This window comes from Citrobacter sp. R56 (genome assembly GCF_016811995.1).
Lineage (GTDB): Bacteria > Pseudomonadota > Gammaproteobacteria > Enterobacterales > Enterobacteriaceae > Citrobacter_D > Citrobacter_D enshiensis.
Window position 1 is genome coordinate 1254297 of the sequence record NZ_CP069159.1, and the last position, 20514, is coordinate 1274810.

The following is a 20514-nucleotide window of genomic DNA, read 5'->3' on the forward strand; positions in this document are numbered from 1 at the left end:
GCGCCAGCCAGCGTTTATCGCCAGACTATCGCCTCCTAACGGGAGGGAATCATGGTTTTGCACTCCACGCGCTGGCTGGCGCTCGCTTATTTCACCTATTTCTTTAGCTACGGTATTTTTTTACCTTTCTGGAGCGTCTGGCTCAAAGGTCTGGGATTAACGCCTGAAACCATTGGTCTTCTGCTGGGCGCAGGGCTGGTGGCGCGTTTCCTCGGTAGCTTGCTGATCGCCCCTCGCGTGAGCGATCCTTCCCGTCTGATTTCCGCGTTGCGTGTTTTGGGCTTGCTGACGCTGGTCTTTGCCCTGGCGTTTTGGGCAGGAACACACGTTGCATGGCTGATGGTGGTGATGGTGGGTTTTAACCTCTTCTTCTCACCTCTGGTGCCGTTGACGGATGCGCTGGCAAACACCTGGCAAAAACAGATAACGATGGACTATGGCCGGGTCAGACTGTGGGGGTCGATTGCGTTTGTGATTGGTTCCGCGCTGACCGGTAAGCTGGTGAGCCTATTCGACTATCAGGTCATTCTCGCACTGCTGAGTCTTGGCGTGGCCTCTATGCTGTTGGGAATGCTGTTGCGCCCGAGCGTGTTACCGCAAGGGGAAAGTCGTCACCAGGAGAGCGCAGGCTGGCCAGCCTGGCGTGCGTTGATAACACAAAGCTGGCGCTTTCTGGCCTGTGTGAGCCTGTTGCAGGGGGCGCACGCCGCGTATTACGGCTTTAGCGCGATTTACTGGCAGGGGGCGGGGTACTCCGCGTCGGCTGTCGGCTATTTATGGTCGCTGGGCGTGGTCGCGGAAGTCATCATCTTTGCGCTCAGTAATAAGCTGTTCCGTCGTTTTAGCGCCCGTGATTTGTTGCTGCTTTCCACCGTTTGTGGGGTGGTACGCTGGAGTTTGATGGGCTGGAGCACCGCGTTGCCGTGGCTGATTGTGGTGCAGATCCTGCACTGCGGTACTTTTACCGTTTGCCACCTGGCGGCGATGCGCTACATTGCCGCGCGTCAGGGGAGCGAAGTGATCCGCCTGCAGGCCATTTATTCCGCTGTGGCAATGGGCGGGAGTATTGCCATCATGACCGTCTTTGCCGGGTACCTCTATCAGCATCTGGGGAGCGGCGTGTTCTGGGTGATGGCGCTGGTTGCGCTGCCCGCGATAGCCATCCGGCCAAAAGTGGCAGCGCGCTCGCCAGCGCTATGATTCGAGGATACGGCGGATCTGCTGTTGCTGATGCGTCGTTAACGCCTGCTCGGCATGAATCAGCGGGGGTGAAAAGAGCGGTAGCGGTGTGGTGTAGGGGGTGACAATCAGCGTCACCCCACGCAGCGAACCTTCTTTTTGAAACGCCATCATGGGCATGCGTTTAATATTGAGCGGCAGAAGCGTGAGTTCACGCAGTTGCTGCTCAATGTCTTCCTCGCGGTTTTTGTCATTGCCCGTCAGGAGAACAATTTGCTTTTCGTGCAGATCGTTTTCCTGCATCAGCCATGCGCCGAAAATCACCGCGACCAGTCCGGCCTCTTCTTCAGAAAACTGCACATTGTATTCCGCCTCAAGCCCACTGAGCGCATCGCGGGTGGTACGCACCAGTCGCGGGTAAAGCTTTGCGAACTCTTCAGGTAACGTATTATCGATACCGATAGCGAACATGCTGCGGTGCAACGCCTGTGCGAGATGAATGTAGAGCTGATCGTGCAACCCTTGCTCGTCGTTGAAGCGGGTGTTGCCCATCTCTCTAAAGCGCAACACCAGTCTGGCGACGGCCAGGCGTAGCTGTCGATCCTGCTGATGATTGTCGCGGATAGGATCAGGGATGCGAATCATTGAAAACAGCAGGGCGATAAACAGCGACTCATTCAGTGGCGCATTTTGCATCACGCGGCGTTGCCAGTGACGGCCAATCTCCAGAGCGAGTTGATACTCTGCACAGGATTGCGCCCACCGTTGCTGTATCGGGTTAAATTCCGGGGAGATACCGGCATGGTGTTGCAGCAGGCAATACTGCAAAAACAGCCGCAAAAACTGGATATCACGGCACTCAAACGGTTTTTGCAACCGCCGCGAGCAGAGATTAATCAGTGCGTGAAGATTCGTGTCGTCATATAACGTACGCGCAATACCTCGCTGTTTAAGCTCGGTTTTCAGCGCATGCGTAAACTGTTGCGTAACAAACGTCGGACACAGCCGTAGGCCGCGTCGTAACCACTGTACCAGGCACAGACGTTGATTGAGCGCTGAACCTTCAATCCGGTAGCGACCGTTTTGGCCAGTGGTGATGGTGAGCTGATGATAGCGCTGGATCTCCAGGCGGGTTTCGGTGATATCCTCACGAACAATCTCATCATCAACGCCATTTAGCGCGCTGAGGGTTTCCGTAGTGGCATTTTGCCCCGGCTGGAAAAGCGTCAGTAGCACCTGGCAGCGGCGCTGGGGACCGGAAAATACAGATGGTGTAGTGAGTGTTGGCATCATCCGTCTGGCCTCCCGTTAGTATGTTAGATAAGAATAGCTAAAGTTTGCCTGTGAAAGTGGGGTTAAGGTCGCTTTACACCAGGAATGCTGAAGAGCATCACAGAATTTTTAACGTGAGGAAGAGATGCAGGTAGTGAAACGCAGCGCATTAATACACTTTTTCGCTGTTTTATCTTTTGCTTAAGGTAAAAAAAACCGCCAATTGCTGGCGGGGTTGGAAAGGTGAGTAGAAATGCCCTTTCTATATCTTCTGTTCCTGGCTCAGCGTTAATCCCACATCACCGCCGGGATGCACGGCCAGCAGGGTTTCCTTTGAGTATCCACTCTCGCTCATCAGACAAGCGCAGGCGGCATCAAATATCGCCAGTACCAGAATAATTGAAGTGGTTGCCAGCATATTCAGCGGATCGGCCTCACGCTGTACTCCCGTGGAAATAACCAGTCTGGAAGCGCTGGCGATGGCTGAGTTCGGGTTTTCAGTGACGCTAATTATCGGCACATTTTTTTCGGTAAGCCCTGGCAACAGACGGGTCAGTTCATCCGAATTTCCCCCGCGTGAAAGCATGATCACCAGATCATCGGTGCGTAAAAAACCCAGGTCGCCATGAGCTGCATCAGTGGCATTGAGGTAAATCGCCGGACGTTCAACGCAGGCGAGCATATGCGCCACTTTACGCGCCGCAATACCGGAGGTGCCCACGCCGGTCACCACGATTTTCCCTGTGCAACTGCGCAGTTCGGCCATTAAAGACTGCCAGATCTGTTCATTCAGATGCTGCTGCAGACCGGCGAGGGCATCACTGTAGAGATGCCACACGCCGGTGGCCTGAGGCCATGAATCACTCATGCCTCCTCCTGCATCAGCTGGCGGTATTTCATATGGTCCTGATACATCTCGTGGAAAACCCGATATTTGCGATCGTAGTACTGCTTAATTCGGTTGGTTTGCGGGGTGACCGTTTTACCAATTCGGCTCATGGCAGACATCGCCTCAGGGAAGGTATCGAATACGCCCGCCGCGATAGTCCCCATCATTGCGCCGCCCAGCAGCATGGCTTCACTCTCTTCCGGCAGCAGCATGGCGCAGCCGGTAGCGTTGGCATGTTCCTGAACGAAAATCGGGTTTTTCGTGCCGCCGCCGCTGGCCATAATCGTATCAATGGTGTAACCGCTTTGATTCATCGTTTCGATAATATGACGAGTCCCCAGGGCAATGGACTGGATGGTCGCCAGATACTGTAGCGCCATATCTTCTGGCGTGCGGGACAGCTTAAGCCCGGTGATGGCACCCGTGAGTGTCGGGTTTGCACGCGGTGAGCGGTTGCCGTGGAAATAGGGGAGAATATGCATGTCGCGGGTCAGAAATGCGATATCTTCCGGCTCGCCGGCCATTTTGCGCAATAGCGCATTCAGCACTTCGTAAATGGTCTGTCCCTGCGATTTTGCCTGTGCCAGCAGGGTATCGTAGCAAGGGTGCGACTGAATAACATGGTCGATTAACGCCCCCGTCGCTGACTGCCCGCCTTCGTTGAGCCAGTATTCCGGCAGGACGGCAGAGTAGTAAGGACCCCAGACGCCGCCGATAAAACGCGGTTCTTTGGAAATTGCCATATGACCGGTGGAGGTACCGCCAATCAGCGCAACACGGCGGTCGAAATCGGCTACCTCGCCAGAAACGCCGCAGGCGCCAAGGGTGCCGAGCGTACCGGCGTGTGCGTCAATAATCGATACGCTGACCGCGGTTCCTGGAATCAGCCCCATTTCGCTGGCGGCACGCGTGGAGAGTCCATGACCGAGCGGCTCACCCATGGTTTTTACGTAGCGGCCAATTTTTTCCGCATCGTGCTCGAGCAAGTCTTCCAGCCCAATCTGGCGGAAATAGCTGGCATCCCATTTGTCCTCATGGCCCATATAGGTCCATTTGCACACCGTCGAGCACAGTGAGCGCGTGTCATCCCCGGTGGCGCGCCAGGTCAGGAAATCAGGCAGGTCAAAATAGTAGCCTGCATTCGCCCAGGTGTTGGGCATATGCTGTTTCAGCCACAGCAGTTTTGGCGTTTGCATTTCTGGCGAAATAATCCCGCCGACGTAGTCCAGCACCCGATGATGTAGCGCGTTAATTCGCTCTGCCTGAGTGATGGCGCGGTGATCCATCCATACAATAATGTTCTGCTCGCTGCGCCCGGAAGGGCTGACAGTCAGTGGCTTACCGTCTTTATCCAGCACCACCAGCGAACAGGTGGCGTCGAAGCCCAGACCTTTAACCTGAATCGGGTTGATATCTGACTGGTTAATCGCATCGCGAACCGCGTTACACACAGCCTGCCAGATGTTATCAGAGGACTGCTCAACAAAATCAGCTTGCGGGCGGTAAATCTCAATAGCCCGACTGGCCTGACCGACCATCCTGCCGTTGAGATCAAACACGCCAGCACGGGCGCTCCCGGTTCCTACATCCACACCGATAAAGTAACTTGCCATAATTTTTTCTCCTGAAATCAGGCTTTACGATTCTGTAATGCAATAAAGAGGATCAGCACCGCGCCCCAGAGCGCCATTGTCAGATAGCTACTGACCCCCAGCAAGTTAAGGCCGCTTTCCAGCATTTGCAGCACAATGAGCGCCAGTACCAGGCCGATAATGCGCCCGAAACCGCCATCCGGGTTGATGCCGCCAAGTACGGAGGCAAGGATGGTGACCAGCAGGTATGATTCACCGTATCCGGCTTTTGCCGAGTTGAATTTTGCCATCATCAGAATGGCGGCAACCCAGCCGAGCAGGGCAGAAATGACGTACACGGAAATCTGCACCCGAACCGTATTTACACCGCTATAGCGGGTCGCCTGTTCATTGGAGCCGACGAGATAAAGGCTGCGTCCCAGCGTGGTGTGCTCCAGCAGAACCCACAGCAAGATGGCTACCAGCAAAAAGAGCAACAGCGCCACAGGGATACCGGCAATCGTGGCGTTACCAAGGTATTGAATCGCAGCCGGGAACCCGGAGATGACCGTCCCGTTGGAGAGCAGAATATTAAGCCCGGAAATCAGCGTCATCGTGCCGAGCGTGGCGAGAATAGGCGAGACGCCGACCCAGGCGATCAGCGCGCCGTTCAGCGTGCCAATGGCAACCGCCACGGCGGCACCCGCCAGCAGGGCGAGAACCAGAAAAAGTGGGTTATCCGGATGAGTGACGATCACCGCAGCCATCACCAGCGAGCAGGCGTTAGCCCCGGCGATAATCGACAGGTTAATGCCGCCGGTCAGCATAGTCATACCCATTCCCAGTGCCAGCATCCCGAGGATCGGTAACTGCGAGCCGATGGATTGGAAGTTGGCTACGCTGAAAAAGCGGCTGCCGAGCAGGGCCGAGAAGACCAGCGCCACGACAATAATAATCACGCATTGCAGACGAATGATGGCATCACCGGGTAAAAATCTGGCGAACGTTTTCATCTCAAAGCTCCCTTGCCAGTTTGCGTTTTTCGTTCCAGGCCGTGGCGCTAATGCTGACCAGAATAATGGCGCCGCTGAAAACGGTGTGCCAGTAAGAGGAGACGCTCAGCAGCGTCAGGCCGTTTTGTAAGAAGGCCAGCAGAATAACGCCCAGCAGCGTACCGGTGAGCGTACCGCGCCCACCGCTCATGCTAGTACCACCGAGTACCACTGCCGCCAGCACCGTTAGCTCAAAGCCGATCAGAGAGTTGGGCGCGACGGATTGGGTTATCTGCGCCTGCACCACGGCGGCAACGCCCGCCAGAATGCCCATGTAGCCATACACATAGAAATGCAGCTTCAGCAGATTCAGTCCCAGTCGTGATGCCGCGTCGCGGTTGCCGCCCATGGCGTAAACCTGGCGCCCGAGGCGGGTATAGTTCATCAGCACGGCGGTAAAAATAATCACCGCTGCCAGGCACAATAGGGGCAGGGTAAGACCGTAGTCGTAGCCGTCCGCCGCGGTGAACGAAAACCAGTTGATGCCGTTCATAAACCAGTCCGGGAAGCCGTACAGCCAGGTGCCTTTGGTGGTGTAAACCAGCAGACCGTAGTAGACGTTCAGCGTGGCGATGGTAATGATGATCGCCGGAACGCGTAGCCAGTAGACCAGAAAACCATTGATAAGCCCGAGCAGCAGCCCGACGGCAATGGCGATAACCAGCGCCAGCGCGAAGTTGCCGCCGTGGCCGATAACCCAACTGGCCATCGCATACTGGGCTATGGCGGTCATGGCTGGAAATGAGATGTCGATACCGCCAGAAATCAGCACCACAAACAGCCCGCAGGCGAGGATGCCGAGTATGGCGTAGCTGGTGGCAACATCCGTCAGGTTCCCCAGTGACAGAAACTCATCGGTGCTGACGCTCAGGCCGACGGCGAGGGCAACCACCAGCAGCCCCAGCCAGAATTCATGTTGCCCAATTAAACGGGAGAAACGCAGACTATTCATTGATTACCTCGACCACTTCAGCAATCTCCTCTTCACGACAGTGATGAGGATTAAATTCCGCCACCAGCTTGCCGCGACGCATCACCAGCACGCGATGGCTGTTGTAATACGCTTCCGGAATTTCATCGCAAATCATCAGTACCGCCATCCCCTGTTCGGCCAGATCGCGGGCAATCTGGTAAATGCCTTCTTTGTTGGCGATATCGACGCCAACGGTGGGTGAATCAAGGATCAGAATGCGCGGATGGGTTGCTACCCATTTGGCAATAGCGATGCGCTGAGCATTACCGCCGGAAAGTGTTTTAACCGGCAGGTGCGGATCGGACACTTTAATATTCAGTTCACGGATAAGGTCGGCAACACGTTGTTGTGCTTTGCCGTGATCGAGCAGACCGCTGCGGGTATGCAGTTTGTCGAATATTGTCACGATGGTATTGTCGTAGATCGACTGTTCCATGATCAGCCCTTGCGTCAGGCGATCTTCTGAGACATAACCGATCCCGTGTTTGATGGCATCGTGATTATTACGAAGCTGGACGGGCTGACCGTTAATACGTATTTCACCGCTTTCCGGGGGCGTCATGCCAAACAGGCTGAGGCAAAGCTCGGTACGCCCGGCGCCAAGCAGGCCGACAATCGAGACAATCTCGCCGCTGTGCAGCGACAGATTAATGTTCTGGTATTTTCCTTGACGACTCAGGTTGCGCAGTTCCAACAACGGTTCCTGCTCAATGGCCGGTTTCTCTGGCAGCGGGCTGTAGTGGAAGCGCTGTCCGGTCATCAGGAAGGCCAGTTCGTTGCTGTCCAGCTCGCTGGCAGGGAAAGTGCCCACCAGTTTACCGTCGCGCATGACGCTAATGCGGTCTGCTACTTCCATGACTTCATCAAGACGGTGGCTGACAAACACCACGCAGATTCCGGCGGCTTTCAGTTCATTAACCACCCGCAGCAGGCCGTTGACTTCCTGCCGGGTTAACGAGGCGGTAGGTTCATCCATGATAACCAGACGTGCGTCGGCAGCAATCGCGCGGCAAATAGCCACCAGTTGACGGTCTGCGATAGAGAGTTTTTCGACTTTTTTATCGGGATCGATTGTCACGCCGATGCGCTTCATTGCGGCCAACGCCTGCTGCTTCATGGCACCGCGACGCACCCAGATATCGCCACCGGGCAGGTAGCGGTTTACCGCAATATTTTCCGCGACGCTAAAATTGGGAAACAATGACAAATCCTGGTAAATAACCTGAATGCCGTAATGTGAAGAAAGCTGTGGCGTCAGATGATGGAACAATTTGCCATCGAGTAAAATCTGCGCCCCTTTTTCAGGGTGATAGACGCCAGAGATTACTTTAATGATGGTGCTCTTGCCGCAGCCGTTTTGACCCGCCAGACAGTGAACTTCGCCTTTTTTCAGCGTCAGATTCACGTTATCCAGCGCCAGCACGCCCGGGAATTGTTTGCTGATATTCTCAAGGGTGATAAATGCGGTGGTGTCTGTCATGGACAATACCCCTGCGAGCGTCCTGGTGGACGCTGAGTGTTAGTGTTGTGGATAGCGCCGACCAGGCGGTCGGCGTGAGGTTCCCTGGTGTTGGCTAAGGCCTTAGAAACCGAGCGATTGTGCGTTGTCTTTGGTGACTTCGAGGATCTTGTTAAAGCGGATCACTTTCTTCTCCATGTCGATATCGGCTTTCCCTAAACCATCAATGCTCAGATCGGCGTTGACGTCTTTGCCCTGTAACAGTTGGTCAGCAACCGTGACCAGCGCGTAGCCCGCGTCTTTCGGATCCCACAGCAGCGCTTTTTTGATATCACCGCGCATCAGGTAAGGTGCAGCCTGTGCTGGCATGGCAATACCGACGACGGCAATCTTATCTTTGGCGCGTTTTTTCTGCACAGCCTGTCCTGCACCGATTGGCCCCAGCGAACCGAAACCAATAATGCCCTTCATCTGTGGATAGGTTTTCATCAGGTCAAGTGTCGTGGAGTAGGACTTATCGATACTCTCTGCGACCGGCAGGCGTGAGGTAACTTCGAACATCTCTGGGTATTTTTCTTTTTGATACTTAATCGCATAGTCAGCCCACGCGTTATGCAACGGCACCGTCAGCGATCCGACATAGATGGCATAACCCCCTTTACCACCCATATTTTTCGCCAGCTCATCGACGTTGGCCTGCGCGTATTTTTCACTGTCGATGGTTTCGATATCCCACTGACCAATGTGCTCGTCCGGGGATTCGTGCGTCAGGACGACGATGCCTTTCTCGCGCGCTTTTTTCAGTACCGGCTCAAGGACTTTGGCATCATTCGGTACCACGATGATCGCATTGACGTTTTTGGCGATCAAATCTTCAATCACTTTCACCTGCTGCGCCGGATCCGGCGTAGAAGGGCCGGTCTGGTAGGCGTTCACATCCAGTTTTTTTGCTGCTTCATTGACGCCGGTTTCCATCCGGTTAAACCAGGGAATACCGGTGACTTTGGCAACCACAGCAATCTCATATTTTTCCGCCGCAAAGGACGTGCCGGACAACATGCATGCAGAAACCAGGGTTGCACTGAGTAATGCGAGTTTGAATTTCATCGTTGTACCTTTAGTAGGGGGGTAGGGCATGTCACGGCGCGAGGTTAACAACGAAGGGAAGAGGGAATGAACCATAGATTTTGTAAATGTGATCTATGCCCATTTTTGTAAATACACGGATAATCCGCTGTTATTATTTAGTTAAATTCTAATGCGTTGGTATTCATTCGATTAAATTTATTGTTAATAAAACATTGAAATGAAACCGCGCATTAACAACTTATTATCATTTGACGTAAGTTAACGCGTTCATGACGCCGTTTTCGTTTCACCGTCAGAAAAGAAAGTTTCAGAATTGAGAACTGAATCGAGACCGGAAAACGGTGCTCAACATTTTTTCGTTCAATGATATCCTCACAGCACTTTCGCCAACGACGTCATTTCCGTGGCGGTCTGGATTTTTCTCGTGGAGAGCTCATGCAACGCGTTAAATGTATTGCCGTAACGTTGTTTCTCGCGGTCCTGTCGTTTGGAGCCGGAGCGCATCCCCACAGCTTTATTCGGCTGCAAACAGAGATCGTTAGTGAAAATAACCAGTTTGTGGCGTTGAAAATGCGCTGGACGATGGATGAAATCACCTCGGCCGATCTGCTTTATGACGCTGGCAATGCGAAACCCGGTGATGAAATCTGGAAAAAGCTGGCGGCGGAAGTGATGGCCAACGTACTTGGGCAGCACTACTTCACCGAGGTCTGGCATCGCGGACAAAAGGTAAAGTTTAAAAATCGCCCGACGGAATATGGTATGGAGCGTGAGGAACACCAGGCGGTGCTGACGTTCGTTTTGCCTCTGGCCCAGCCGCAACCGCTTACCGGACAGACCTATCTCATTTCCACGTTTGACCCCAGCTATTACGTGGATATGAGCTATGAAAAGGACAGCGATGCGACACTGCCGCAGACGTTGAACAAGCAGTGTCAGATAGCGATGCACACGCCGACGCCCAATGAAGAGACTCTGAGCTTTGCCCAGTCGCTCGATAAAGAAGATGCCCCGCCAGAGGATATGAATTTGGGCCAACAGTTTGCACAGAAGGTGACGCTGACATGTCAGTAATGTACTCATCACGTCGTCGCCCGCGACGTTGGTGGGCGCTGTGGCCGCTGGCGCTCTTCGTATTACTGGCCGTCGGCGGCGGATATTGCTTGTGGCAGAACTGGCCGCAGGTAATGGTGAAAAGTGTTCTCTGGCAAAGAGAGGTGAACCAGCAGATAAGCCTCTTGCTGAAAGCCGTGGCGGAGAACCCGACACAGGCAGGTGGGTCGCTGTTGTTGTTTAGTTTTACCTATGGCGTGCTGCATGCGCTGGGGCCGGGGCATGGAAAAGTGGTGATCACCACCTGGCTGGCGACACATCCCTCAAAGCTGAAATCCAGTATCGGCCTGACGCTGGCCTCTTCCTTATTACAGGGACTGGTGGCGATTGGGCTGGTGGTTGTGGTGCTAACGGTACTGCAACTGCCCGCGCGACAACTGCATATGAGCAGTTTTTGGCTGGAGAAAGGGAGTTATGCGTTGGTTGGCGTGCTGGGTATTTTGCTGTGCTGGCGGGCGTTGAAAAAATTACGCATGCTGATGCGTCGACCGAAATTTACCGCCTTCTCACCGCATCATGAGCATCATGAAAACTGTGGCTGCGGACATCAGCATTTGCCCAATCCTGAACAGATGCAGAGCGGGAATGACTGGCGCGCCCGGCTGATGATTATTCTGTCGATGGGGATGCGTCCCTGTTCTGGCGCGATCATGGTGTTGTTGTTCAGCAAAGTGATTGGCGTCTTTAGTTGGGGAATGGCGTCGGCGCTGGCGATGGCAGCAGGCACCTCGTTAACGATAACCTCTTTGGCCCTGCTGGTGCACAGTTTTCGAACGCTAGCGGTCAGGTTGAGCGGTAACAGAACGCCGGTATTATGGCGGCAGGTTGGCTGGACAACGCTGGCATTAGCCGGTGGCGCGGTATTGATTGTTGCTGGCGTAATAATGTGGGTGAGTGCGGTGCCGGTGGGAAGGGGATTACGACCGTTTTAAAAAAGCCGGATAGTGGCTGACGCCTTATCCGGCTTACGTGAACGGTATGCATTGATGGCCGGATAAGACGTCTCCGGCACAACAACAGATTAGCGCTTCAGCGCATCGCTCAGTTCGTCACGCATGTTCGCCAGCATCGCTTTAACGACGCGTGGGTTGCCTGCAACGATGTTGCCGGTCGTCATATAGTTATGACCGCCGGTAAAGTCGCACACCAGTGCACCAGCTTCACGGGCAATCAGTTCACCTGCGGCAAAATCCCACGGCTTGAGGCCGATTTCGAAGTAACCGTCAACGCGAGCGGCGGCGACATAGGCCAGATCCAGCGCAGCGGAACCGGTGCGACGGAAGTCAGCGCATTCGGTATACATTTTGCCGAGAATCTTCATATAAGAAGGGGCATGCTGTTTGGCTTTGAACGGAAAGCCGGTGGCGATAATGGTGCCATCCAGGTCGCGAGCGGTGCTGCCGCGCAGACGGTAGCCATTCAGCTGTGCGCCCTGACCGCGAGTGGCGGTGAACAGTTCGTTACGCATTGGATCGTAAACAACGGCGACTTCAGTACGGCCTTTGATGCGTACTGCGATGGATACCGCGAAGTGCGGCAGGCGTTTTACGAAGTTAGTGGTGCCATCCAGTGGATCGATAACCCATTGAACATCCAAATCTTCACCAACATGTTCACCGCTTTCTTCGGTGATGATGGTGTGCTGAGGGTAAGATTTGCGGATCGTTTCGATAATAATCGCTTCGGCGGCTTTATCGACGTTAGTCACGAAATCATTGCTGCCTTTCTGGCTGGTTTCTACAGAGTCTGGAGTTTCGTAGTGTTTGGCAATTACATTACCCGCCTTGCGCGCTGCGCGCACGGCGATGGTCAGCATCGGATGCATCGGTCTCTCTCACTGGATGTTAAAGAACGGGAAAACGGCGCAGAGTATAGCAGCGAGATCGGAATATGTCTTCGATTTATGATAATATGGCCGAATAATCTTTAGCTGAAGAAAGACAATGCTGCAAAATATTCGAATTGTACTGGTGGAAACCTCCCACACGGGCAACATGGGCTCTGTCGCCCGCGCAATGAAGACCATGGGGCTAACCAATCTGTGGCTGGTGAATCCGTTGGTAAAACCGGACTCCCAGGCCATCGCCCTGGCGGCTGGCGCCAGCGACGTGATCGGCAATGCGCAAATCGTTGACACGCTGGATGAAGCGCTGGCGGGATGCAGCCTGGTCGTAGGCACCAGTGCGCGTTCTCGTACACTGCCGTGGCCGATGCTTGACCCGCGTGAATGCGGCTTAAAAAGTATCTCAGAGGCAGCCAATTCGCCTGTTGCGTTGGTTTTTGGGCGTGAACGTGTTGGCCTGACCAATGACGAACTGCAAAAGTGTCATTATCATGTCGCGATTGCGGCAAACCCGGAGTACAGCTCGCTTAACCTCGCCATGGCGGTTCAGGTGATTGCCTATGAAGTGCGGATGGCCTGGCTGGCCACGCAGGAATCCGGTGATGCAGAGGAGTACGAAGAGACGCCGTATCCGCTGGTGGACGATCTGGAACGTTTTTATGGCCACCTTGAGCAAACGCTGCTTTCAACCGGCTTTATTCGTGAAGGCCATCCGGGGCAGGTGATGAACAAATTGCGCCGTCTGTTTACCCGTGCGCGTCCGGAAAGTCAGGAATTAAATATTCTGCGCGGAATTCTGGCGTCGATTGAGCAGCAGAATAAAGGAAAGTAAGTGCGAGAGACTGGCTGGGTAAGCGTAGCGCTATCCGGTTGCAGAAAATGGCACTGAAGGTTAAATACCTGACTAAATCAGTCAAGTAAATAGTTGACCAATTTAGTCAGGAATGTCAGACTTGGCCCTGCTATGCAATACCCCCATTTTACAATAAAAACCCCGGGCAGGGGCGAGTTTGAGGTTAAGTAAGACATGAGACTGACATCTAAAGGGCGCTATGCCGTGACCGCAATGTTGGACGTTGCGCTCAACTCTGAAGCGGGCCCGGTACCGTTGGCTGATATTTCTGAACGTCAGGGAATCTCCCTTTCTTATTTGGAACAGCTGTTTTCGCGTTTGCGGAAAAACGGTCTGGTTTCCAGCGTACGTGGACCTGGCGGTGGTTATCTGCTGGGCAAAGATGCAGGCAGCATCGCAGTAGGTGAAGTGATCAGCGCTGTTGACGAGTCGGTTGATGCGACCCGTTGCCAGGGCAAAGGCGGTTGTCAGGGCGGCGATAAGTGCCTGACGCATGCGCTGTGGCGCGATTTGAGTGACCGTCTGACCGGTTTCCTCAACAATATTACTCTGGGCGAACTGGTGAATAACCAGGAAGTACTGGATGTGTCTGGTCGCCAGCACACCCATGACACCCCGCGCAGTGCTCGCACACAAGACGCAATTGACGTGAAGTTGCGCGCCTAATAAAAAGAATTCAGAGTCAGGCCGGGGTGTTCCGCACCCCGTTAACGCGGTCGTACATCCAGCCGGTTGCCTGACTCCTTGCATTGAGTGATGTACGGAGTTTAAGAGCAATGAAATTACCGATTTATCTCGATTACTCCGCAACCACGCCGGTGGATCCGCGTGTTGCCGAGAAAATGATGCAGTGTCTGACTCTGGACGGAAACTTTGGTAACCCAGCTTCCCGTTCACACCGTTTTGGCTGGCATGCTGAAGAGGCGGTCGATATCGCCCGTAATCAGATTGCTGACCTGGTAGGTGCCGACCCGCGTGAAATTGTTTTCACCTCCGGTGCAACCGAATCCGACAACCTGGCGATCAAAGGTGCAGCCAACTTTTATCAGAAAAAAGGCAAGCACATCATCACCAGCAAAACCGAACATAAAGCCGTGCTGGATACCTGCCGTCAGCTGGAGCGCGAAGGGTTTGAAGTGACCTACCTGGCGCCGCAGAGCAACGGTATTATCGACCTGAAAGAACTGGAAGCGGCGATGCGTGATGACACCATCCTCGTTTCTATTATGCACGTGAACAACGAAATCGGCGTGGTACAGGATATCGCGACGATCGGCGAAATGTGCCGTGCGCGCGGCATCATCTACCACGTAGACGCCACCCAGAGCGTAGGCAAACTGCCTATCGATCTGAGCCAGCTGAAAGTGGATCTGATGTCCTTCTCCGGCCACAAAATCTATGGCCCGAAAGGCATCGGCGCGCTGTACGTGCGTCGTAAACCGCGTATCCGCATCGAAGCACAGATGCACGGCGGCGGTCACGAGCGCGGTATGCGTTCCGGTACGCTGCCTGTTCACCAGATCGTCGGCATGGGCGAAGCCTATCGCATCGCGAAAGAAGAGATGGAAACCGAGATGGCGCGTCTGCGCGGTCTGCGTAACCGTCTGTGGGAAGGCGTGAAAGATATGGAAGAGGTTTACCTGAACGGTGATCTCGAGCAAGGCGCGCCGAACATTCTTAACGTCAGCTTTAACTATGTTGAAGGCGAATCGCTGATTATGGCGCTGAAAGATCTGGCCGTCTCTTCCGGTTCCGCCTGTACCTCTGCAAGCCTCGAGCCATCCTACGTGTTGCGTGCGTTGGGGATGACCGACGAGCTGGCACATAGCTCTATCCGTTTCTCTTTAGGTCGTTTTACTACCGAAGAAGAAATTGATTACACCATCGATCTGGTTCGCAAATCCATTGGTCGTCTGCGTGAACTTTCTCCGCTGTGGGACATGTTCAAGCAGGGCGTGGATCTGAACAGCATCGAATGGTCACATCATTAATCGGTACCGATAAGGGGAATTCATCATGGCTTACAGCGAAAAAGTAATCGATCATTACGAGAATCCACGTAACGTGGGTTCTTTTGACAACAGCGACGAGAACGTGGGCAGCGGTATGGTGGGTGCACCAGCCTGTGGCGACGTGATGAAGTTGCAGATTAAAGTCAACAATGAAGGTATCATTGAAGACGCGCGTTTCAAGACTTACGGCTGTGGTTCCGCCATCGCCTCCAGCTCCCTGGTTACCGAATGGGTCAAAGGGAAATCGCTGGACGAAGCACAGGCAATTAAAAACACAGACATCGCCGACGAGCTTGAACTGCCGCCAGTGAAAATTCACTGTTCTATCCTGGCAGAAGACGCAATTAAAGCCGCCATTGCGGACTACAAAAGCAAACGTGAAGCAAAATAAAAAGAGTTGAGGTTTTGTTATGTCGATTACACTTAGCGACAGTGCAGCAGCGCGAGTCAATACCTTCCTGGCCAACCGCGGTAAAGGGTTTGGTCTGCGTCTGGGCGTGAGAACCTCTGGCTGCTCGGGTATGGCTTATGTACTGGAATTTGTCGATGAACCGGCGGCTGAAGACACCGTGTTTGAAGACAAAGGCGTAAAAGTAGTGGTCGACGGCAAGAGCCTGCAATTTCTGGACGGTACGCAACTGGACTTCGTAAAAGAAGGTCTGAACGAAGGGTTTAAATTCACTAACCCGAACGTAAAAGACGAGTGTGGATGCGGCGAAAGCTTCCACGTGTAACGCGCTTACCGATAACCCCACCGTGGTCGCCTGCGCGTGGGGTTTGTTTTACCTGACTCTCTGTGAAAGAGAATCGCTGCCCTGAGAATGTTATGGACTACTTCACCCTCTTTGGCTTGCCGGCGCAATATCAACTCGATACTCAGGCGCTGAGCCTTCGTTTTCAGGATCTTCAACGTCAGTATCATCCTGATAAATTCGCCAGCGGCACGCAGGCGGAGCAACTCGCTGCAGTACAACACTCCGCCAACATTAATCAGGCCTGGCAAACGTTGCGCCATCCTTTGATGCGTGCCGAATACCTGTTGTCACTGCACGGTTTCGATCTTTCCAGCGAGCAGCACACTGTGCGCGATACCGCGTTCCTGATGGAACAGCTCGAACTGCGTGAAGAGCTTGATGAGATTGAACAGACGAAGGACGAAGTGCGGCTGGAAAGCTTTATCAAGCGTGTGAAAACGATGTTTGAGACCCGCCGTCAACTGATGGTGGAACAGTTAGACAGTGAGACGTGGGATAGGGCGGCAGACACCGTGCGTAAACTGCGTTTTCTCGATAAACTGCAAAGCTCAGCAGAACAACTCGAAGAAAAGCTGCTCGATTTTTAATTTTCGGAAGCGAATATGGCCTTATTACAAATTAGTGAGCCTGGTCTGAGTGCAGCGCCGCATCAGCGTCGTCTGGCGGCTGGCATCGATTTAGGCACCACCAACTCTTTAGTGGCGACCGTGCGTAGCGGACAAGCAGAAACGCTGGCCGATCACGAAGGCCGTCACCTGCTGCCGTCTGTGGTTCACTATCAGCAGCAGGGCCACACGGTCGGTTACGACGCGCGCACCAATGCCGCGCTGGACACCGCCAACACCATCAGCTCGGTTAAACGTATGATGGGCCGTTCTCTGGCGGACATTCGTGCACGTTATCCGCACCTGCCATATCAGTTTCAGGCAAGTGAAAACGGTCTGCCGATGATCGAAACTGCGGCAGGATTGTTGAATCCGATACGTGTCTCTGCCGATATCCTGAAAGCGCTGGCGGCGCGGGCAACTGAATCGCTGTCGGGCGAACTCGACGGCGTCGTCATCACGGTTCCGGCATATTTCGATGACGCACAGCGTCAGGGCACCAAAGACGCCGCGCGTCTGGCGGGCCTGCATGTGCTGCGTCTGCTTAACGAACCGACGGCGGCGGCGATAGCCTACGGCCTGGACTCGGGTAAAGAAGGCGTCATCGCGGTTTATGACCTGGGCGGCGGCACGTTTGATATTTCGATTTTACGCCTGAGCCGTGGTGTGTTCGAAGTGCTGGCGACCGGCGGTGATTCCGCGCTGGGCGGCGATGACTTTGACCACCTGCTGGCGGACTACATTCGCGAACAAGCCGGTGTTGCCGACCGTAGCGATAACCGTGTGCAGCGCGAACTGCTGGATGCGGCGATTGCGGCAAAAATCGCGCTCAGCGATAGCGATGTTGTCACCGTGAATGTGGCGGGGTGGCAGGGTGAAATTACCCGCGAACAGTTTAACGAACTCATTTCCGCGCTGGTCAAGCGTACCCTGCTGGCCTGCCGTCGCGCATTGAAAGATGCCGGTGTTGAGGCGCAGGATGTGCTGGAAGTGGTGATGGTCGGCGGTTCCACCCGCGTGCCGCTGGTGCGTGAACGGGTGGGGGAATTCTTTGGTCGTCCGCCGCTGACCTCTATCGATCCGGATAAAGTGGTGGCCATCGGCGCTGCGATCCAGGCCGATATTCTGGTCGGCAACAAACCGGACAGCGAAATGCTGCTGCTGGATGTGATCCCGCTGTCGCTGGGGCTCGAAACCATGGGCGGCCTGGTGGAAAAAGTGATCCCTCGCAACACCACGATTCCGGTGGCACGTGCGCAGGACTTCACCACCTTTAAAGACGGTCAGACCGCCATGTCTATCCACGTGATGCAGGGCGAACGTGAACTGGTGCAGGATTGCCGTTCGCTGGCACGCTTCGCGTTGCGAGGAATTCCTGCGCTGCCTGCGGGAGGGGCGCATATTCGTGTGACTTTCCAGGTTGATGCAGACGGTTTGCTGAGCGTCACCGCGATGGAGAAATCCACTGGTGTCGAGTCCTCTATTCAGGTTAAGCCTTCGTACGGCCTGACGGACAGCGAAATCGCCTCCATGATCCAGGACTCCATGAGCTTTGCCGAGCAGGATGTAAAAGCCCGTATGCTGGCAGAGCAAAAAGTCGAAGCTGCACGCGTGCTGGAAAGCTTGACCAGTGCGCTCATTGCGGATGCCGCGCTGCTCAGCGCCGCAGAGCGCCAGATTATCGACGATGCCGCCGCGCACTTGAGCGAGGTTGCACAGGGCGATGATGTTGACGCCATTGAACAAGCCATTAAAAACGTAGACAAACAAACCCAGGAATTCGCCGCTCGCCGTATGGACCAGTCGGTCCGTAGCGCGCTGAAAGGCCAATCCGTGGACGAGGTTTAATATGCCAAAGATTGTTATTCTGCCTCATCAGGATCTCTGTCCCGATGGCGCGGTTCTGGAAGCCGATAGCGGAGAAACCATTCTCGATGTTGCCCTGCGTAACGGTATCGAGATTGAACACGCCTGTGAAAAATCCTGTGCCTGCACGACCTGCCACTGCATCGTGCGTGAAGGTTTCGACTCCCTGGCCGAAAGCACGGAAGACGAAGACGACATGCTGGATAAGGCCTGGGGACTGGAGCCTGAGAGTCGTTTAGGCTGCCAGGCGCGCGTCACTGACGAAGATTTAGTGGTCGAAATCCCACGTTACACAATCAACCATGCGCGTGAGCATTAACAGAGGGTAGTATGGGACTGAAGTGGACTGATAGCCGCGAGATTGGCGAAGCGCTGTATGATGCCTTCCCCGACCTTGACCCAAAAACCGTTCGTTTCACCGACCTGCATCAATGGATCTGCGAGCTGGAAGATTTCGATGATGACCCGCAGGCATCAAACGAAAAAATTCTTGAAGCCATCCTGCTGATCTGGCTGGACGAAGCTGAATAAGTAAACGGGCTGCCCACGGGTGGCCCGTTTTTCTGTATGTGCGAATTATGTGCGAATAAGGAAAATAACAATGACAGAAGCCATGAAAATTACGCTTTCCACGCAACCTGCTGACGCTCGCTGGGGAGAAAAAGCGACATACAGCATTAATAATGAAGGCATTACCCTGCATCTCAATGGGAAAGAAGACCTTGGTGTTATCCAGCGTGCGGCGCGTAAAATCGACGGCCTGGGTATCAAACATGTAGAGCTGACCGGAGAAGGCTGGGATGCGGATCGCTGCTGGGCATTCTGGCAGGGTTACAAAGCGCCGAAAGGCAGCCGTAAAGTGGAGTGGCCAGATCTGGAGGACGCGCAGCGTCAGGAGCTGAATAGCCGTCTGACCATTATCGACTGGGTGCGCGATACCATTAACGCGCCAGCGGAAGAGCTCGGGCCGGAGCAACTGGCGCAGCGTGCGGTGGATCTGCTGTGCAGCGTGGCGTGCGACCACGTCTCTTACCGCATTACCAAAGGCGAAGATCTGCGCGAGCAGAACTATATGGGGCTGCACACGGTGGGGCGTGGTTCCGAACGTCCGCCGGTCCTGCTGGCGCTGGATTACAATCCGACGGGCAGCAAAGAAGCGCCGGTGTATGCTTGTCTGGTCGGTAAAGGGATCACCTTTGATTCCGGTGGTTACAGTATTAAGCAGAGCGCGTTTATGGACTCGATGAAGTCCGATATGGGCGGTGCGGCAACGGTGACCGGCGCACTGGCGTTTGCTATCACCCGTGGTCTGAACAAACGTGTGAAGCTCTACCTGTGCTGTGCAGATAACCTGATCAGCGGCAATGCGTTCAAACTGGGCGATATTATTCGCTATCGCAACGGTAAAAACGTTGAAATCATGAACACCGACGCAGAAGGGCGTCTGGTTCTGGCGGACGGGCTGATTGATGCCTGCGCGCAAAAACCGGAGCTGATCATTGATGCCGCGACGCTCACGGGGGCGGCGAAAACGGCTCTGGGTAATGATTATCACGCGCTGTTCAGCTTTGATGATCAACTGGCGGGGCGCCTGTTGGCGAGCGCGACAGCAGAAAACGAGCCGTTCTGGCGTTTGCCGCTGGCTGAGTTCCACCGTAGCCAGTTGCCGTCAAACTTTGCGGAACTGAACAATACGGCCAGTGCAGCGTACCCGGCAGGGGCGAGTACGGCGGCGGGGTTCCTGTCGCATTTTGTGGAAAACTACCAGCAAGGTTGGCTGCATATCGACTGTTCCGCAACCTACCGCAAGGCGCCTGTGGAGCAGTGGTCCGCAGGGGCGACAGGACTGGGTGTCCGCACGATTGCTAATCTACTGACTGCCTAAATGGTGTTTTTGTAGGCCGGGTAAGCGAAGCGCCACCCGGCATTTTGCCTGATGGCGACGCAGTGCGTCTTATCAGGCCTACAATCCATATATAATTT

The 20514-nt window shown here is 54.4% G+C and carries 21 protein-coding genes; 13 read left to right on the top strand and 8 right to left on the bottom strand.

From position 1 onward, the window contains the following. The first annotated feature begins 51 nt into the window (after positions 1 to 51). The gene (locus JM656_RS06025) at positions 52 to 1200 is read left to right on the top strand and encodes a 3-phenylpropionate MFS transporter (RefSeq protein WP_203360396.1); all 1149 of its coding nucleotides are present in this window, start codon (positions 52 to 54) and stop codon (positions 1198 to 1200) included. Here JM656_RS06025 and csiE read toward each other — a convergent pair. From csiE to JM656_RS06060, 7 genes are all read right to left on the bottom strand, one after another. Further along, entirely contained in the window at positions 1195 to 2472 is a 1278-nt protein-coding gene (gene csiE, locus JM656_RS06030) for a stationary phase inducible protein CsiE (RefSeq protein ID WP_203360397.1), read from the bottom strand. The genes JM656_RS06025 and csiE overlap by 6 nt on opposite strands. A 241-nt stretch (positions 2473 to 2713) precedes the next feature. Beyond that, positions 2714 to 3319 (bottom strand): SIS domain-containing protein, encoded by a 606-nt coding sequence (locus tag JM656_RS06035; RefSeq protein ID WP_203360398.1) that lies wholly within the window; start codon positions 3317 to 3319, stop codon positions 2714 to 2716. After that, positions 3316 to 4953 carry an FGGY-family carbohydrate kinase gene (locus JM656_RS06040; RefSeq protein ID WP_203360399.1) on the bottom strand — a complete coding sequence of 546 codons (1638 nt, stop codon included), beginning with the start codon at positions 4951 to 4953 and terminating at the stop codon, positions 3316 to 3318. The genes JM656_RS06035 and JM656_RS06040 overlap by 4 nt, the downstream gene beginning before the upstream one ends. Positions 4954 to 4970: 17 nt before the next feature. Next, positions 4971 to 5924, bottom strand: a complete 954-nt coding sequence (locus JM656_RS06045) for an ABC transporter permease (RefSeq protein ID WP_203360400.1) — start codon at positions 5922 to 5924, stop codon at positions 4971 to 4973. A 1-nt stretch (position 5925) separates the two neighbouring features. Next, the gene (locus JM656_RS06050) at positions 5926 to 6915 is read right to left on the bottom strand and encodes an ABC transporter permease (RefSeq protein ID WP_203360401.1); all 990 of its coding nucleotides are present in this window, start codon (positions 6913 to 6915) and stop codon (positions 5926 to 5928) included. Further along, positions 6908 to 8416 carry a sugar ABC transporter ATP-binding protein gene (locus tag JM656_RS06055; protein ID WP_203360402.1) on the bottom strand — a complete coding sequence of 503 codons (1509 nt, stop codon included), beginning with the start codon at positions 8414 to 8416 and terminating at the stop codon, positions 6908 to 6910. The genes JM656_RS06050 and JM656_RS06055 overlap by 8 nt, the downstream gene beginning before the upstream one ends. A 102-nt stretch (positions 8417 to 8518) precedes the next feature. Next, complete coding sequence (locus JM656_RS06060; protein WP_203360403.1) at positions 8519 to 9502, bottom strand: autoinducer 2 ABC transporter substrate-binding protein; 984 nt, start codon at positions 9500 to 9502, stop codon at positions 8519 to 8521. A gap of 417 nt (positions 9503 to 9919) precedes the next feature. Between JM656_RS06060 and JM656_RS06065 the strand changes: the two genes are divergently transcribed. Together JM656_RS06065 and JM656_RS06070 are read left to right on the top strand one after the other, a co-directional pair. Next, positions 9920 to 10558 (top strand): DUF1007 family protein, encoded by a 639-nt coding sequence (locus JM656_RS06065; protein WP_203360404.1) that lies wholly within the window; start codon positions 9920 to 9922, stop codon positions 10556 to 10558. Next, positions 10549 to 11529, top strand: coding sequence for a nickel/cobalt transporter (locus JM656_RS06070; RefSeq protein WP_203360405.1), 981 nt, complete (start codon positions 10549 to 10551; stop codon positions 11527 to 11529). Before JM656_RS06065 ends, JM656_RS06070 begins: the two co-directional genes overlap by 10 nt. 89 nt (positions 11530 to 11618) lie before the next feature. On the opposite strand, the gene suhB is transcribed toward JM656_RS06070, so the two are convergent. Next, a complete protein-coding gene (gene suhB / locus JM656_RS06075) occupies positions 11619 to 12422 on the bottom strand; it encodes an inositol-1-monophosphatase (protein ID WP_203360406.1) in 804 nt (267 codons plus the stop codon). A 118-nt stretch (positions 12423 to 12540) separates the two neighbouring features. On the opposite strand from suhB, the gene trmJ reads away from it, so the two are divergent. From trmJ to pepB, 10 genes are all read left to right on the top strand, one after another. Further along, on the top strand, positions 12541 to 13272 hold the full coding sequence (gene trmJ, locus JM656_RS06080) for a tRNA (cytosine(32)/uridine(32)-2'-O)-methyltransferase TrmJ (RefSeq protein WP_203360407.1): 732 nt from the start codon (positions 12541 to 12543) through the stop codon (positions 13270 to 13272). A 195-nt stretch (positions 13273 to 13467) separates the two neighbouring features. Further along, complete coding sequence (iscR, locus tag JM656_RS06085) at positions 13468 to 13959, top strand: Fe-S cluster assembly transcriptional regulator IscR (protein ID WP_192613079.1); 492 nt, start codon at positions 13468 to 13470, stop codon at positions 13957 to 13959. Between the two features lie 110 nt (positions 13960 to 14069). Continuing rightward, positions 14070 to 15284 carry a cysteine desulfurase gene (gene iscS, locus JM656_RS06090; protein WP_203360408.1) on the top strand — a complete coding sequence of 405 codons (1215 nt, stop codon included), beginning with the start codon at positions 14070 to 14072 and terminating at the stop codon, positions 15282 to 15284. Between the two features lie 25 nt (positions 15285 to 15309). After that, complete coding sequence (gene iscU, locus JM656_RS06095) at positions 15310 to 15696, top strand: Fe-S cluster assembly scaffold IscU (protein WP_002913991.1); 387 nt, start codon at positions 15310 to 15312, stop codon at positions 15694 to 15696. 19 nt (positions 15697 to 15715) lie between these two features. Continuing rightward, complete coding sequence (iscA, locus tag JM656_RS06100) at positions 15716 to 16039, top strand: iron-sulfur cluster assembly protein IscA (RefSeq protein WP_003037681.1); 324 nt, start codon at positions 15716 to 15718, stop codon at positions 16037 to 16039. Between the two features lie 92 nt (positions 16040 to 16131). After that, the gene (hscB, locus tag JM656_RS06105; protein WP_203360409.1) at positions 16132 to 16647 is read left to right on the top strand and encodes a co-chaperone HscB; all 516 of its coding nucleotides are present in this window, start codon (positions 16132 to 16134) and stop codon (positions 16645 to 16647) included. A 15-nt stretch (positions 16648 to 16662) separates the two neighbouring features. Beyond that, positions 16663 to 18513 carry a Fe-S protein assembly chaperone HscA gene (gene hscA / locus JM656_RS06110; protein ID WP_203360410.1) on the top strand — a complete coding sequence of 617 codons (1851 nt, stop codon included), beginning with the start codon at positions 16663 to 16665 and terminating at the stop codon, positions 18511 to 18513. A 1-nt stretch (position 18514) separates the two neighbouring features. Then, entirely contained in the window at positions 18515 to 18850 is a 336-nt protein-coding gene (gene fdx / locus JM656_RS06115; RefSeq protein ID WP_203360411.1) for an ISC system 2Fe-2S type ferredoxin, read from the top strand. 11 nt (positions 18851 to 18861) lie between these two features. Then, positions 18862 to 19062, top strand: a complete 201-nt coding sequence (gene iscX, locus JM656_RS06120; RefSeq protein WP_162379114.1) for a Fe-S cluster assembly protein IscX — start codon at positions 18862 to 18864, stop codon at positions 19060 to 19062. 70 nt (positions 19063 to 19132) lie between these two features. Further along, on the top strand, positions 19133 to 20416 hold the full coding sequence (gene pepB / locus JM656_RS06125) for an aminopeptidase PepB (protein WP_203360412.1): 1284 nt from the start codon (positions 19133 to 19135) through the stop codon (positions 20414 to 20416). Positions 20417 to 20514: the final 98 nt, after the last annotated feature.